Origin of the sequence: Klebsiella sp. CTHL.F3a (assembly GCF_019890895.1) — a bacterium.
GTDB lineage: Bacteria > Pseudomonadota > Gammaproteobacteria > Enterobacterales > Enterobacteriaceae > Klebsiella > Klebsiella grimontii.
In genome coordinates this window covers 5,876,957-5,892,528 of sequence record NZ_CP082360.1, presented here as the reverse complement: position 1 = coordinate 5,892,528, position 15,572 = coordinate 5,876,957, and the positions used below count along the sequence as shown (strand labels likewise).

At 52.4% G+C, this 15,572-nt stretch carries 15 protein-coding genes; 7 read left to right on the top strand and 8 right to left on the bottom strand.

Features of this window, described 5'->3' with window-relative positions:
- Positions 1-129: 129 nt before the first annotated feature.
- The 3 genes from fdhD to K7H21_RS27570 all read left to right on the top strand — a co-directional run bounded on the left by fdhD (position 130) and on the right by K7H21_RS27570 (position 2,963).
- On the top strand, positions 130-966 hold the full coding sequence (gene fdhD / locus K7H21_RS27580; protein WP_004127123.1) for a formate dehydrogenase accessory sulfurtransferase FdhD: 837 nt from the start codon (positions 130-132) through the stop codon (positions 964-966).
- Positions 967-1,094: 128 nt separating this feature from the next.
- Positions 1,095-1,307, top strand: a complete 213-nt coding sequence (locus tag K7H21_RS27575) for a YdgH/BhsA/McbA-like domain containing protein (protein WP_004127125.1) — start codon at positions 1,095-1,097, stop codon at positions 1,305-1,307.
- A 144-nt stretch (positions 1,308-1,451) separates the two neighbouring features.
- Complete coding sequence (locus K7H21_RS27570) at positions 1,452-2,963, top strand: glycoside hydrolase family 43 protein (RefSeq protein WP_004127127.1); 1,512 nt, start codon at positions 1,452-1,454, stop codon at positions 2,961-2,963.
- 48 nt (positions 2,964-3,011) lie between these two features.
- On the opposite strand, the gene K7H21_RS27565 is transcribed toward K7H21_RS27570, so the two are convergent.
- The 8 genes from K7H21_RS27565 to K7H21_RS27530 form a co-directional block, all read right to left on the bottom strand.
- Entirely contained in the window at positions 3,012-3,710 is a 699-nt protein-coding gene (locus K7H21_RS27565) for an oligogalacturonate-specific porin KdgM family protein (protein ID WP_049114737.1), read from the bottom strand.
- Positions 3,711-3,907: 197 nt separating this feature from the next.
- Positions 3,908-4,873, bottom strand: coding sequence for a hydroxyacid dehydrogenase (locus tag K7H21_RS27560; RefSeq protein WP_004127131.1), 966 nt, complete (start codon positions 4,871-4,873; stop codon positions 3,908-3,910).
- A 52-nt stretch (positions 4,874-4,925) separates the two neighbouring features.
- Entirely contained in the window at positions 4,926-5,768 is an 843-nt protein-coding gene (locus K7H21_RS27555) for a PTS system mannose/fructose/sorbose family transporter subunit IID (RefSeq protein ID WP_223035487.1), read from the bottom strand.
- The gene (locus tag K7H21_RS27550) at positions 5,761-6,564 is read right to left on the bottom strand and encodes a PTS mannose/fructose/sorbose/N-acetylgalactosamine transporter subunit IIC (protein WP_004127136.1); all 804 of its coding nucleotides are present in this window, start codon (positions 6,562-6,564) and stop codon (positions 5,761-5,763) included. Before K7H21_RS27550 ends, K7H21_RS27555 begins: the two co-directional genes overlap by 8 nt.
- Before the next feature lie 11 nt (positions 6,565-6,575).
- Complete coding sequence (locus K7H21_RS27545) at positions 6,576-7,073, bottom strand: PTS sugar transporter subunit IIB (RefSeq protein ID WP_004127139.1); 498 nt, start codon at positions 7,071-7,073, stop codon at positions 6,576-6,578.
- A gap of 13 nt (positions 7,074-7,086) precedes the next feature.
- Positions 7,087-8,265, bottom strand: a complete 1,179-nt coding sequence (locus K7H21_RS27540) for a glycoside hydrolase family 88 protein (RefSeq protein ID WP_142481251.1) — start codon at positions 8,263-8,265, stop codon at positions 7,087-7,089.
- Positions 8,262-8,744, bottom strand: a complete 483-nt coding sequence (locus tag K7H21_RS27535; protein ID WP_004127145.1) for a PTS sugar transporter subunit IIA — start codon at positions 8,742-8,744, stop codon at positions 8,262-8,264. Before K7H21_RS27535 ends, K7H21_RS27540 begins: the two co-directional genes overlap by 4 nt.
- Positions 8,745-8,917: 173 nt before the next feature.
- Positions 8,918-11,521 carry a sigma 54-interacting transcriptional regulator gene (locus tag K7H21_RS27530; RefSeq protein ID WP_195729362.1) on the bottom strand — a complete coding sequence of 868 codons (2,604 nt, stop codon included), beginning with the start codon at positions 11,519-11,521 and terminating at the stop codon, positions 8,918-8,920.
- Positions 11,522-12,069: 548 nt separating this feature from the next.
- Here K7H21_RS27530 and K7H21_RS27525 point away from each other — a divergent pair.
- From K7H21_RS27525 to K7H21_RS27510, 4 genes are read left to right on the top strand one after another with little or no spacing between them, the layout of a single operon-like run.
- Entirely contained in the window at positions 12,070-13,050 is a 981-nt protein-coding gene (locus tag K7H21_RS27525; RefSeq protein ID WP_049113461.1) for a 6-phosphofructokinase, read from the top strand.
- Between the two features lie 11 nt (positions 13,051-13,061).
- Entirely contained in the window at positions 13,062-13,376 is a 315-nt protein-coding gene (locus K7H21_RS27520; RefSeq protein ID WP_004127154.1) for a PTS sugar transporter subunit IIB, read from the top strand.
- Complete coding sequence (locus K7H21_RS27515; protein WP_004127157.1) at positions 13,369-14,736, top strand: PTS sugar transporter subunit IIC; 1,368 nt, start codon at positions 13,369-13,371, stop codon at positions 14,734-14,736. Before K7H21_RS27520 ends, K7H21_RS27515 begins: the two co-directional genes overlap by 8 nt.
- A complete protein-coding gene (locus K7H21_RS27510) occupies positions 14,723-15,565 on the top strand; it encodes a class II fructose-bisphosphate aldolase (RefSeq protein ID WP_032741988.1) in 843 nt (280 codons plus the stop codon). The genes K7H21_RS27515 and K7H21_RS27510 overlap by 14 nt, the downstream gene beginning before the upstream one ends.
- The last annotated feature ends 7 nt before the right edge of the window (positions 15,566-15,572 follow it).

Below are 15,572 nucleotides of genomic sequence, written 5' to 3'. Positions count from 1 at the left end.
CGTATAGTTATTTGTTTTGCGGTAAGAGCCGCAAAGGTTCAGAATTAGGGGTAATTTCCCTCGTTCCCGAAGGGATATAAACAGAATACCACATTGTGTGTATGCCTGTTCCAATACGGTTAAGACAAAGTGAACAAGAAGCCTCTTGAACAAATCGAAAATGTGATTGATATCACAGGTTATCGCCAGGTATCGCTCTGGAAGCGCCAAAATTTGCAACATCCTCAGCCAGACGAGTTAGCTGAAGAGGTACCCGTTGCGCTGGTCTATAACGGCATCTCGCACGTGGTGATGATGGCGACGCCGAAAGACCTGGCGCAGTTCGCCGTCGGCTTTTCCTTATCCGAAGGGATTATCGAAAACCGGGGCGAGATTTATGGTATGGACGTCATTCAGGCCTGTAACGGCCTGGAAGTGCAAATCGAGCTTTCCAGCCGCCGCTTTATGGGGCTGAAAGAGCGCCGTCGCGCGCTAGCCGGGCGCACCGGCTGTGGCGTATGCGGCGTTGAGCAGCTCAACGATATCGGCAAGCCCGTACAGCCGCTACCCTTTACCCAAGCGTTCGATCTGGCGAATCTCGATCGCGCGTTGGCGCACCTGCATGATTTTCAGCCGATAGGCCGCCTTACCGGCTGTACTCATGCCGCGGCCTGGGTTAGTCCTTCCGGCGAGCTCGCGGGCGGCCATGAAGATGTTGGTCGCCACGTGGCGCTGGACAAACTCCTGGGACACCGCGCGGAGTCAGAAGGCGCCTGGCAGAACGGCGCGGCACTGGTCTCCAGCCGCGCCAGCTATGAGATGGTGCAGAAGGCAGCTATGTGCGGGGTGGAAATCCTCTTTGCGGTCTCTGCCGCGACCACGCTGGCGGTTGACGTTGCCGAGCGCTGTAACCTGACGCTGGTGGGATTCTGCAAGCCGGGCAGGGCGACCGTTTACACGCATCCGCAGCGGTTAATCGCGGGTTAAATTTAAGTCAATTTTTTTGAATGATGACAACAAATCCTTCCGCTTTTTGTTTGACGATGTGCGAGCTACTATTTATCACATCAAGGCACGGCGCCTTATTCAAACAACTAACGTAAAGGGTTTATATCATGAAAAGCATCAAAACTTTTGTCGCAGTTATCGCTCTGGCCGCTTCTTTTGGTTCCTTCGCTGCGGAAACCGTAACCGCAACCGCCGCAACGATGGACGGTGCGGAAGCGAAAATCGCCGCTCAGGCCCAGGCCGCAGGCGCATCGTCTTACAAAATTACCGAAGCGTTTACCGGTAACCGCGTGCACATGACTGCGGAACTGAATAAATAAGCGTAAAGCTACTGTCGAAAGAGCGCCCAAGGGGCGCTTTTTTTGTGTCTGAAGGCATGTTTATTTTATTGTTAATTAAGTCTTTTTATTCGGTGGTCCGCTTATTGCAACACGATGAACAGTCGACAATAAAAGGTTCCCGCTATGCCGCTGTTCTATAAAAACCCCGTGATTCATGCCGATTACGCCGATCCCGATGTTATTCGCACAGGCGATGATTTCTGGATGGTGGCTTCCAGTTTCCATCAATTACCCGGCTTACCGCTTCTCCACTCACGCGATCTCATCCACTGGCAAATCGTTAATCATATTGTTAAACGTCTGCCATCGCCGGAATATGACAGCGTTCAGCCGGGAAAGGGGATTTGGGCGCCTTCCATACGTTTTCATGGGGGCCTGTTCTGGGTTTTCTACAGTTTGCCCGACGAGGGTATTTTTGTTTCCCACGCCCGGGATCCGTTAGGCGAGTGGAGCGAACCCTATTGTCTGAAAGCTTCCCCCGGCTGGATAGACCCTTGCCCGTTCTGGGACGATGATGGACGAGCCTGGCTGATTCACGCTTTTGCTTTTAGCCGCAGCGGGGTGAAAAATAAGCTCCAGCTTTTTGAAATGGCGCCGGATGCATCCCGGTTGCTGGATAACGGCCGGATCGTTGTTGACGGAACGCCCTCGCATCCCACTCTGGAAGGCCCCAAATTATATAAGCGCAATGGCGAATACTGGATATTCGCCCCGGCCGGCGGCGTCAAGCGAGGCTGGCAAACGGTCATGCGTGCCCCGACGCTATGTGGTCCATGGCAAAGTCGCGATGTCCTGCATCAGGGGAATTCGCCGATAAATGGTCCTCATCAGGGGGCATGGGTTGAACTGGAGAACGGTGAAAACTGGTTTTTCCACTTTCAGGACAAAGGCGTGTATGGCCGGATAGTGCATCTTCAGCCGCTTTGCTGGGGCGCTGACGGTTGGCCGCAAATTGGCGAGAGGCTTAATGACACCGGTAAAGGTCAGCCCGTCAGCCTGCATCGTTTACCCGCATTGCCCGTTGCGCCGTGCTGTTTACAGACCAGCGACGATTTCCGGCACGGCCAACCCGGTCTTCAGTGGCAATGGCAGGCAAACCCCCAGCGCCACTGGCTCACGCCTCATCAGCAAGGGTTACGCTTGCGCTGCGCGCTAACCTCTGGCGATATCAGCCTCTATCGCTTACCTCAACTGCTGCTGCAAAAGTTTCCCGCTGAACGTTTTGATGTGCAGACCGCGGTTGAACCGATGTTTTTTCAGGATGGCGATGAAGCGGGGATCGCGATTTACGGTCAGCGCTTTGCCGCACTGTGCGTGACGTACCGCACGGCGAATTTGCAGCTCGCGCTATGCCACGGATGGATAGACGATCGCGGTGAAACGCATCAACAATCCATTGGACTTGAGGAGGTCACCGGTTGCAAGGAGATTGAGCTAGGGTTTCAGGTGGACTATGACGGGGTGGTCCATTTTCGTTATCGGCTTGCGCAGCGTGAATGGCGGCAGGTGACACCGCAGTTTTCCGCCGGAGCGGGAAAATGGATCGGCGCGCGTATGGGTATTTATGCCCGTAGTGAGCGTGAAAACGTCAAAGGCAGCGCCATATTCTCACCGTTTATCGTGCGTTTGCAGTAAGCCCTGCGGGCGACACCAGAAGGGCAGCGAAGCTGCCCTTTACGGCGTTTAATCGAAGTAATAGCGAATGCCGAGGCGGAATCGCACCTGATCGTCGTGATTCTGATCCTGATCGAGCCAGGCGACTTCCGCATAGGGGAGCCAGTGTTTATCGACCCGGTAGCGCGCCACAATACTTGGCTCCCAGTGGGTTTTCTGCCCATTTGAGGCATTGAAGTCGTTTGTGTTGACGAAGAACTCCGGGTTCAGCTGGAGCCACAGTTTCTCGGTCGCCTGGTAGTTAAGGTACAGGTCAAACTGATGGCTGTCGTTATAATCCATATAGCCGTTGTAATCTCGGTCTTTATGGGTCATATGGTTATAGCGATAGCGGCTGCTAAAACTTAAGGTTTTACTGATTTTATAATCGAGACTGATATAAGGAGCCAGTTTTGTTCCTTTATTATCAATATCGGTTAATCCGCCCGGCGTCAGCGTCCATTTTTCATTAAGCGGGATCGGATACCAGCCTTCAAACTCCTGGAACGAGCTTTTCATTTGATTAAAATCTTGTCCGAGGTCGTACATTGCTGAGGCCAGCACGCCTGCGCCATTATCAAATATATGACCAAGGCCAATTTTATACTGATTTTTCTCCGAAGCTGTAGTATGTGCGTAGCGATTATCAACCCAGGTTGCCGCGGCAAACGTATTTAGCGTAAAGCAAGATAGCGGTATGCCGATTAAAAGCGTGTTTAATGTTTTCATTTTTATTCCTGTAGGATTTATAGAATTTCGTTATTTCGATGAAACAATAAAAGACATTTATTAAATAGCAATTGCTGTGCCATAAAATAAAGTTCTTAAAATACATGGTGTTGAGTTTAATGTGTTTAACCGCTATTCGACACTGACTCTGTTTGTGTATTTGCGTCGAGGATCTAATATAGTAAACTAGGTACTTATCATAACGGTTTTGTAATAGCGTACCGGAGTGGCTGATGCTGTAGCCAGCGTTGAAATTCATCCAGTACACACTGAACCAGACGGCGAGTTTCATTATTTAATGCTCCGGCAATATGGCTGGTTAATTGCACATTCGGTAGCGAATAGAGGAGAGAACCTGCTTGCGGCGGTTCCGGTTTGGTGACGTCCAGCAAAGCCGTCAGGTCAGGCCGTTGCTGCAAAACGCTAATCAGCTCCTGTTCGTTAACCTGAAGTCCGCGGCCGGTATTGATAAATACGGCGCCAGGGCGCATAAGGGAGAAGAGATCACCGTTAAGTACGCCAATATTATCTTCCCGATTGGGAAGGTGGTTGCTGATGACCATTGCGCTGGAAAAGGCCTGCTCAAGGGAGCAAACCCGCTTTTCAGGCCGTGATGGAATCATCAGGACTTCAAGATAAAATGGCTGCAATAATCGCTGTAGGGTCTGCGATATTGCACCAGCACCGATGAGTGCTACGCGCTCCTGATAGTTTCCCGGCGCCGTATGATTATTTGCCAATGCTGAAAAAAATTCTGGGCCAGTATATTCTCGCTGATTACGGAAATAGCCTTTACAGCCCAGCAGGATCTGTGCGAGGCAAAACTCCGCGACGGGAATGGCGTTTGCCTGCCAGGCGCTGACCACTTTTATCCCGCGTGCGAGTAACGGCGTGGAAAAATACTCAGTCGCTCCGGCCGCATAAAAGATAACCTTTAAGTTAGGGAGCTTATCAAGCTGTGTTTCAGTCAGGGTGAACATTCCCCATGTGGAAAATATAACCTCGATGTTTTTTAAGTGTGCAAGATGGGCGTCGATATTGTCTGGCGTAATTAATTCAGGGTAAAGGCTGATGCGTGACGATATGTCGGCAACAAAGAGCGGCTGATAAACCTGATGAAACTTCTCCGGGTGACCAGAGAATAGAGCGGCGTGCCAGGTCATAGAGACTCCGGAAAAAATGGCTCCCTTTCATTAAAGGGAGCCGGGTGAAGCATTAAATAATCCCAACGCCTGCGGCCGCAAAGCCAAAGACAATCAGCATAATTAATACCTTATTCGGGCTAACCTTTTTATTCAGTAGTTTCAGGCAGCCCAGGACTAAAAGCAGAGGAATTAAGCCAACGCAAATTTTGTCGAGGATCTCCTGCAGCACAAAGGGCTGCCCGGCGATGGTGGTTTTAAAGGTAGTGGTGAACTTCACCATGCTGGCGCTCATCGCCCCCACCATCATCAATCCCATAATCGACGACGCTTTCGTTATACAGCTCAGCAGTCCCGACTGCGTCGCTTCGGCGATATATTTCGAGCCTAAGCGGTAGCCCATCACGCCGCCGTAATAGCGCAGCAGATAGCTGGGAATATTGTAAATCAGCAGGAACAGCAGCGGTCCAAGCGGATTGCCCTGCGACGCCAGGCCAATAGCGATCCCGGTGGCGATAATACGCAGCACGCCATAGAAAAATGAATCGCCTACCCCGGCAAATGGCCCCATTAAGGCCACTTTGATGCCGTTAATACTCGAGGTATCAAAGTTCGGGTTGGCGGCGTTCTCTTTTTCCATAGACAGCGTCAGGCCCATAATAAACGGCGCCAGATGCTGGTTGGTATTGAAGAACTGGCTGTTTCGCTTAAGCGATTCAAGATAACGGTGCGGGTCGTTGGAGTAGATTTTCTTCAGCATCGGCGCCAGCGCCCAGCCGTAGCTTAATCCCTCCATACGGGTGAAGTTCATCGACCCCAGCAGCGGAAACTGGCGGATAAAAAGCTGACGGAAAAGCTTTTTCTCGCTTTTATCATCGGCGTAAGCGCTAACGCCTGGTGTCTGGATATCAGTCATTGAAGAACCCATCCTTATCGTCGACTGAAGCGGGCGCAGCCGCCGTTGCCGTTTGTTTATTCGCTTTAAGTTGATTGAATTCGTTAAAGCACAGATAGACCGCTACCGAGGCCGCGATAATTGCGATCCCCATAATCGGCAGCTGCAAATAAGCCGCCATCGCAAAACCGATAAAAAAGAAGGCGGCAATATTACGGTTCCACAATGCCTTCAGCAGAATGGCGAACCCGAGAGCCGGGAGAATGCCGCCAACCGCCGTCATGCCGCGCATGACCGTACCCGGAATGCTCTCGACCAGGCTGCGGATGACCTCGGTGCCAAAGAGCACGCCAAAAAAGGCGATCAGGGCGAAGGGGACGCCGTAAAAAAAGGTCATACCGAGTGTCAGACCCAGCGCCGCGCGGTCACGTCCCTGTTCCAGTAGCGCATCGTATTTTTCAACCAGGGCGGTATAGACCAGCTTCAGCACCTGATAAACAAACACCGCCAGCAGGCTGATCGGCAGCGCCAGCGCAACGGCCACCGGCGGTTCGGCGTGGGTCAGGATCGTAAAAGCGGTTGCCAGCACTGAACCCACCGCCAGATCGGCAGGAACCGAGCCGCCGATGGTGATGGTGCCAAGGAAAATCAGCTCCAGCGTGGCGCCGATGATAATCCCCTGCTGCAAATCTCCCAGCACCAGACCCACCAGCGCGCCGCAAATGAGCGGGCGTTCGATCAGCGGTTGCCCCAGAGTATGGTCGGCGGTTTTCACCAGAAACATAATGACAGCAACAAGAATTGCGGAAGTTAACATAGCGACCTCGTTTAGCTGGCGGCGTTGCCCAGCATCTCAATCAGGTTTTTTACCGGATGAGAAGGCAGGACCTGGTATTCAACGGCAACGCCGCGGTTGGCGATGGCGTGGAAATCCGCCACATCTTCCGGCGTCACATAGACGGTATCGCTAATGCGCTTTTTTGCCGCCAGATTGTCGGTAATGCGCCCGAAGTTAGCGACGTTTAGCGTTTTAATTCCCGGCACCTGCTCGACCAGCCGACGGGCGTCGGTGGCGTTGTTAACGATCACCATAATTTTCATGGCTTCCGAACGCGGGTCGTTAAGCACATCGCCTGCATCCTTTACCGCCATGATGGCGCACTTTGCAGTATCGGGAGCCGCCATGCGCAGCGACATTTTCTGCACTTCGTTATTCACGATCTGGTCATTGGCGACCAGGATGCGGTTCACGCCCAGATGCTTGGTCCAGACCACGGCAACCTGTCCGTGGATTAAACGATCATCAATACGTACTAAAGAAATCATGGTGTAGCTCCAGTTAGCAAAAGTAGGGTGTCCAGACGCGGGAAAGGCGAACCAGGGCTTCGAAATAGAAGTAATCGCCCCAGAGGTTAGGTTCGTTAATGCCCATATTGCGGCCAAAGTTATACACGCCTTCGCGCAGCAGGCCGTCCTGCGCGTGGGCAAAGTAACGCTCGCGTAAATTGCGCATTATCAGTTCGATGGCGTTGCCGTAGGCCGGGCGCAGCGGGTCGGTGAGCGGTAACAGCTTCAGCAGTTCCGCCAGACCGCAGACGGCTATCGCCGCGGCGGAAGTGTCCCGATACTGGTTATTTTCGGCAGTAAAAATCAGATCCCAATAGCAGACAAAGTCTTCCGGCAGGCGGTTAAGAAAATAGTGCGTCAGGCGGCGAGAGAGCTCGGGCTGCCAGGCATCGCCGGTGTGGGCATATCCCAGCGCAAAACCGTAAATTCCCCATGCCTGACCGCGCGACCAGCAGGAGCTATCGCTGAACCCCTGGTGCGTATCCCCGCGTAGCGGCTTGCCATTATGAACATCCATATAGAATGTATGAAAAGTAGAGGCGTCTCCACGCACCAGATAGCGTGCGGCCTGCGCCAGATGACAGCAGGCCGCATCGCGCCACCGTTGGTTACCGGTTTCGTTGGCGGCCCAAAAAAGCAGCGGAACATTGAGGTTGCAGTCGATGATCATTCGCCCCTGACGCGCCGGGTCATTTAAATCTCCCCACGCCTGAATGACGCCCGCCGTGGCGTTAAAGCGGCGATAGAGCAGCTCGGCCGCGCGCAGGGCGAGTTCGCGTGCGCGCAGGTTGCCGGTGAGCTTCCAGGCGTTAACGCAGGAGAGGAGATAGAGAAAGCCCAGGTCGTGGGTATCCACTTTAATCTGCTTATCGAGACGTTCTTCAAAGCTATCGAGCAGGCTTTCCGCCACCGCCCGATATTTATCATCGCCGGTAACCTCCCAGGCGAGCCACAGCATGCCGGTCCAGAATCCCTCGGTCCAGTCGACTCTTTCCACCCTTTCGTAGCGGCCATAGCTGGCGCTGGCCGCAGGAAAGGTTGCCGTAAAGCGCGGCAGAATGGCGTCGAGCCGGGTCAGAACGTCGCCGATGGCCCCGTCAAGCCAGGCGCGATCCAGCCCCGGCTGCGGTAAGAAGTAGCGGCTATCAAGCGCTTCAAGTGCGATAGTCACAGGGTGTCCTCCCCGGCAAAGAAATCATCAATATTGTCCTGCGTTTTATGCTGTGTCGCCTGGCGCGCCGCCATAATTTCCGGCAGCAGATTCATGTACTGCATTGCTCCGCTGGCGGCGGCAAATGCGTCCTGGAGCCGCAGGGCGGTATCGGTGTGTCCCGACATGCAAAACTCCATCAACATAATCAGGCTGGCGCCGCTGATGACGTGCGCGTGGGGATATTTGACCATCATCTGTACGGCGGTATTGTTGACGCTCCCGCCGGGCATATCGGTAAAGAGCACCAGCTCATTGCCGCGACCGGCCGCCTGCCGGGCGATAGCGTCAAAGCGGATGGCCAGTTCAGCCGTTGACTCAATTTCACCGCAGTAGGCGCAGACGGGCGTGACGCCATGGTCGTCGCCAATCAGCAGATTTAATGCCGACACTATCCCTTCTGCGTAGCGGCCATGGGTTGCGATGTACATCTCTCGCATTGCTTATTCCTTCATCTTTTCAGGTATCTGAAAAAGAAATAGCAATCAGCGTGCCAGATTTTTATTTGTATGTTTTTAAAGGATAAAAAAGGTTTTTTGGACGCTTTTTGCAGTGTTGAATGGGCAATTTATTCAGTGTCGACAGGTTTGCCAGCCGACGCTGGCAACGGGGGTTAATGGTCGGGGTTAAAGCCGATCCACGGCTCCATGATTTCATAAATCATCAGCACTTCGGTAAGCGGCAGGGTGATATTGTATTTGCGGTTCAGGGCCTGGAAAAAGGTGTCGTGGACGGCGACAAACGTCTGCTGCGCCAGCGTAAGCTCCGCCTCTTCCCGGTGGCGCACGCCGTTGTTGACCATTACCCGCTCGATCATCAGGGCGATATGCATAAACAGATTGATGCGCAGATAGCTTTCAAAATGGATTTTATAGAAGGCTTCATACTGCTTAATGACCGCTTCGACTTCATCAATAATCACCACCGGATTGAGGAAGTTGAGGCGGCTGGCGACGCCTTCGACGGTAAACAGCTTGACCACTTCATCAATCATGGGCTCCAGACCGCCTTCCATTAGCAACCCGTTGAAATAATCGCGTTTTAACACCTGTGTCTTTTCTTTTATCAGCTGCTCTACGCTAAGTAGCGGAATATACCCGGCTTCCAGATCGGTAGTCGTAATGATCAGCCGTGTACCATTAAGCGCCGGATCGGCGTGGGCTATTTTCCATTTCAAATCGTCATACTCCATCGTAATGATATCGATCTCCTCCTGGGCCAGGAAACGCTGGACGATATCTTTCAGCTTGCGGGAGATCCCTTCGCCGGAGATGCAGGAGATAATGATTTTATTGCCCGGCAACACGCCCGCGTAGTAGCGCGTTTCCACCTCATACGCCCCTTTTGCGCTCTCAATAATCGCCTCCATCGGCAGCTTGTCCTGGATTTTGGCCGCAATATCCAGCGCCATGGCCGTGCTGACGTTGTTGATAACCAACAGCTCACCATGAAGATGGAGCTTAATCTCTTCGTAAATCTCTTTTAGCGACCCCATATCCACCAGAATAATCAGCCCCGCCCCCTGCCTAAGACGGGAAACATGGGCGATCAGCAGGTCGATAATCTCCCTGGTCGACGTCGCGTTCGCCATGTCGAAGGCTTTAAAGTAGTAACCCCCGGTCAGCTGGTTGGCGATACCGGCAATGCTCGACGCGGTGGCGCGGCCGTGGGAAACGATAATCCCCTGAATCGGATCGTCTTCGCCGGCGAGAGTATGAAAAGCGCAGCTTAGCAGCGGCAGCAGCAGGGGCAGCGGCTGCTGGGTGACATGTTTGCTCAGCAAAGCGAGACACTCCTCGGCCAGCAGCCGCGCCTTCGCGGAAACATAGTCGGAAATGGTTTGCAGTTCGCCTGCGTTGACCGTCTCCTCAGCGTCATGTAGCGCATAGCTAACGCAGAGCCAGACAGCCTTGCGGATCTCCTGGCTACAGGAGATACCGGTCAAACTCTCCAGTTCGTCGAGAGCGTGAACGGTGTTCTGCCAGATATAGCCGCGGTACAGTGCCTCGGCGGCAATCGCGCCGCTGACGGTGGTCAGCAGCTGTTCCATTTTGCGATTCAGCAGCAGAACATTACCGCTGTGGCAAAAGTCGCGAAAAATCACCTCATCGCGCATCGCCTTTGGCAGAAGCTGGCTGGCGCTCAGCGCGCCATTATCCGCATTAGCGGCAATACGGATTATTTCGCCGCCGGACGCTGGGCCGCGTAGCGTAATAACCTCGGCTTCGCGATTATCGCTCCAGGCGCTGGCGCACATCACTTTGATCTGGTTTTTTAACTCCCCGATATTGCCGCGCACGGGGCAGGTAACCAGCTGATGCATCAGCTGATTATCGAGATGGATATCCCGACGCAGGCTGCGCGCTTCTTGATGCAAAAAGTGGCTGACCTGCGCGACGCGCTCGGTAAGAGGGCGAGAAATATAGTTTGGCAGCGTAACGCGCACCGGAATACGGCGACGGAAGGTGTTGAGCAGGACGGTATCGATATTTTCCGTAGTGGCGAAGATAAAGCGCAGCGACGCCGGATGGCGCGTACGGTTATCGCCAAGGCGGTAGAAATACCCCTTGTCCATAAACAGAAATAACTTTTCCTGGTTCTCTGCCGAGAGGCGATGAACTTCGTCGAGAAATAGAAACCCACCATCGGCATCATCAAAAGCGCCGCGTTTTTCGCGGTCGGCTCCGGTGAAAGCGCCCCGGATATAGCCGAAAAGGGTCGCCGAAAGCAGCTCCGGGTTATTGGCATAGTCGGCGCAGTTAAGCTCAACGAAGGGTTTGTCTGCTGCGATAACGCCGCGATCGAGGGCATACTGATAAATCAGCGTCGCCAGATGGCTTTTGCCGACGCCGCTCTCCCCGGAGAGCAGGATAGGCAAACCGTCACCGGGATAATCTACCGCCGAGCGGCACAGCGCGACGGCTTCGGCCAGGCTGCCGTGCGCGCCAATCAACGGCTGAAAGGCGTCGTGCTTTTTCGACACTATGAGTGATGCCTGAACGCTTTCCTTACCGTTGGTCTGTACAAAGAAGCGCACCGGCCGGGTATTTTCTTTACTCAGATGGCCGTCATCGCACAGCCTGTTAAGGTAATGGCTGATAACGCTGCGGTTAACCTGCATAAAGTCCGCACAGTCCTGAGCCGTGAACCCCGCGGGTTTCTGCGCATAATGAGTAACTATTTTCTGGAATAACTTTTCTTTTGCCGACAGCGCCATTTTTCAATGTCCCGGGTAGAGTAGAAAATAGCGTCGATTCTATTTAGACACTAGACACTACTATTTTTATTAGACACTGAGTACTTTCTACGCTATTAGATAAAAATGAAACTACGTTTTGATTAGATTGTGATGAAGATCGCCACCGATTTGATGGGGTGTAGAAGCTGGCGCCCCGCGCGCAAGCGGCCGAAGAACCGGACTGCCTGAGCGGGGCGATAAACGCGCCGTGAACCTTCCTGACGCAAAAAAATGCGCTATTTATCACATTTCCGCCTTTTCATTATCGCTGGGCTTAAAGGTGAAAAGGGGCAGCCCGCCGGCGAAATTATCTCCTCAAGTAACCTGATGATCTAAAAGAAAATAAAAAGAGAACTGTTAAGGCGATCTCATTTTATAAAAGAGATTTTGATCACAAAAGTCAGGCAAATAAAACCACTGTCAATATTAGGCTGGCAGAGATTTATCAGCATATTGTGATCTCCCTTGCAAATAATGCCCTTGAACTCAGGGAAAAATGTGGGCAAGCAAAACAGCGGAGATGGGCAATGAAAATTGGCATTGTTATTAGCGGCGGCGATGTTTCAGGAATTAATAATTTTATATTCCAGATCGCCAGACTGGCGAATGCCGATATCACTATTTTTAATGGTGGAATTCCTGGGCTGTTGGATAAAAACCATCAGGAGGTGGCCTGGCGGGATCTGGTCGATTTCTCCATTGCCTCAATTCCGATCATTACCTCCGGGCGCACCAGCCGTCGATTGTTGCGTAGTGAATATGAAACAATAGCCAAAAAAATTAAATCACTGCGCATTGATGTGCTGATTATGGCTGGCGGCGACGGTAGCCTGCAGTTTCTCAATACGCTGAGTGAATTTGATATTAATTGCTTTGGCGTCGGGATGACTATCGATAATGATGTATACGGCAGTGATTATACGATTGGTTTCTCCACCGCCTGCGAGCAGATTATTAAAGAGGTTTCCCGCTTAAGAAATACCGGAAGAGCATTACCGGGCCGCGTCTTTATGGTTGAAATTCTGGGCGGGTATTGTGGAGAGCTAACGTTGCAATCCGCGATAAAAAGTAACGCCGATGTCGCCCTGATCCCGGAATCGCAGCTGCCGTTGGAAACGCTGGCCGAGCGGGTGAAGCATAAGCTGACACAGCAGAACAGCGTGGTGATCCTGTGCTCTGAAGGCTACACCAGGGAATACTCTCCCGGATTTCAGGGAGCCATTGATACCATGATTAAGCAGCTCGAACCGCAAATTGGCGTGCGTATTCGTAAAACTATCGTTGGCTACGGTTTGCGCAATGGCGATCCGACCTGCGAAGAGATTTACCAGGGCACGATTATGGCCAGTGAAGTGGTTCGTTGCATTCAGTCAGGGATGAAAAATAAAGCCATTATAATTAATTCAAGTAACAAACCTATTCCGATTGATTTAATTAGTATGAAAAAACGTCTGGTCGATACTGAAGGACATCATTATAAACTTGCCAAACAACTCAATATAATTTGAGGAGACCCTACATGCTGAAAATTCTATGCGTATGTGGCTGCGGCCTCGGTTCAAGCTTTGCCATTGAAATGACGGCGAAGGCGGTTTTAAAGAAGCTGGAGATTCCAGCACAGATTGAACATACCACTATTTCTGAAGCCGGGGCGTTTAAATCAGATATGATTCTGACGCAAAAAACCTTTGCCGATATATTAACGGCGGATGCCAGTGAGGAGGAAATTAAACGCGTAGTGGTACTGCATAAGCTGACGGATAAAGACGAAATTGAGGCAAAGATCGTCGCATTCTTAAAAGAACGTAATCTGAAGGTAGCGGACTATGAATAGCTTTGTAGAGTTTATTGTCAAAGATTTACTCGGCCAGGCATCGATATTAATTGCATTTATTGCGATGTTGGGCCTAATTTTGCAAAAAAAATCAGCGGGTAAAACGGCGGAAGGAACGTTTAAAACGCTGCTCGGTTTCTTAATTATGATGGCCGGGATCAACATTATTGTCGCCACGCTAACGTTCCTTAACGATATTTTCACGCAGGGATTTGGCATGAAAGGCTACATTACCGATGTCGCCGCTATTGCCGGATTAGCCAACCGTGAATTAGGTTCCGAAGTTGCGTTGACCCTGATGGTGATTTTTGCCGTCAATATCATTATCGCCCGCCTGACGCCGCTTAAATATATTTTTCTGACCGGCCAGGCGCTGCTGTGGATGGCGACTATCGGCGCGGTGATTGGCTATAAAGCCGGGCTGACCGGGCTTCCGCTGATTTTAACCGGCGGTATTTTCGGCGGCGTGATGGCGGTACTGATGCCTGCCCTGGCGCAACCGGTGGTCAGGCGCATCACCGGTTCCGATGACGTGGCGCTGGGGCACTTCTGCACTATCGGCTATCTGGTGCAGGCGGCGGTTGCTAAAGTGGTGGGTAAAGGATCCCGCTCAACGGAAGATCTTGAATTACCGGATAACTTTAAGTTTCTTCAGGATACCTATCTCGCGATGGCGGTAGTGATGGTGCCGATGTACCTCATTCCCGCGGTTGCGGCGGGTCCGGAATATATCGCGCAGTTCTCCAACGGCATTAACTACCTGATGTACGCCTTTATGCAGTCCATTCAGTTTGTGGCGGGGGTATTCGTTCTCTACAGCGGCGTGCGTCTGTTGCTCAACGAGCTGGTGCCGGCATTTCGCGGGATTGCGATGCGCATTGTCCCGGACGCTAAGCCTGCGCTGGATTGCCCAGTGCTGTTCCCCTATGCGCCTAACGCGGTGATCGTCGGCTTCCTGGCGACCACCGTCGGTTCCATCATCGGCATGCTGGTGTTTCCCATGTTTGGCCTGGCGATGATCCTGCCCGGCCTGTTAACCAACTTCTTTGCCGGGGGGACGGCGGGCGTCTTCGGCAACGCGCTGGGCGGCCGCCGCGGGGCGATGATTGGCGGCGTGATCCACGGCCTGTTTATCACCTTCCTGCCCGCCATTTTGGTACCGATGCTGGAAAGCTACGGTTTTACCGGCGTCACCTTCAGCGATTCGGACGTCATTAGTTCCGGTCTGGTATTAGGCCACGCCTTCCAGAATAACTGGCTATTTGTCGCCCTGTTCATTGTTTTTGTTGCCGCACTGGCATGGTTCGTTAACGGTAAATCAGCTAAGCCGAAAGGGGAAAATGTTCATGAGTCTGTATAACTTCAACGCTATTCTGAAAATTGCGCAGGAAAGAGATTTTAAAGCCATTGGCTCATTTAATTTGCACTGTATTGAAATGCTGCCCGCCTTTTTTAAAGCGGCGCAACAAAGCGATAGCCCATTAATGATTCAAATCTCTACCGGGACTGCGGAATATCTCGGCTATCGTTTACTGGTGGATGCGGTTCGTTCATTAGCGGAAAGTGAAGACGTGCCGACCTGCCTGCACCTGGATCACTGCTCTGATATTAGCGCCATTGAAACGGCCATGGATGCCGGATTTACATCAGTGATGTACGACGGCTCCCATCTGGATCTGGAGGAGAATATCGGCAACACCCGCATCGTGGTGGAGATGGCGCGCCCGCGGAATATCACGGTAGAAGGCGAGCTGGGGGCGATCGGCGGATCGGAAGACGGCAAAGCCGTGGCCGCGGAGGATATCTGCTTCACCACGGTGGAGGACGCCAAACGCTTTGTGGAGGAGACCCGGGTGGATATGCTGGCGGTCTCCGTGGGCACGGTGCACGGCCTGTATACCGGCAAGGCGCAAATCCAGCATCAGCGGCTAAAAGAGATTAGCGCCGCGACCGGCGTGCCGTTAGTGCTGCACGGCGGTACCGGCGTCAGCGATGAAGATATGCGCCAGGCCGTCACTGAAGGCATTAACAAAGTGAATGTCGGCACTGAAATGAACGTCCAGTGGGTCGATCGCTGTAAAACCACCTTTGAAAAAGGCAAAGTGAACGACAGCGTACGCAAATTTTTAATTCCGGCGAATAACGCGGTCACCAATGTATTAATGGAAAAAATCGCTCTGTTTAAATAAAAGCTTA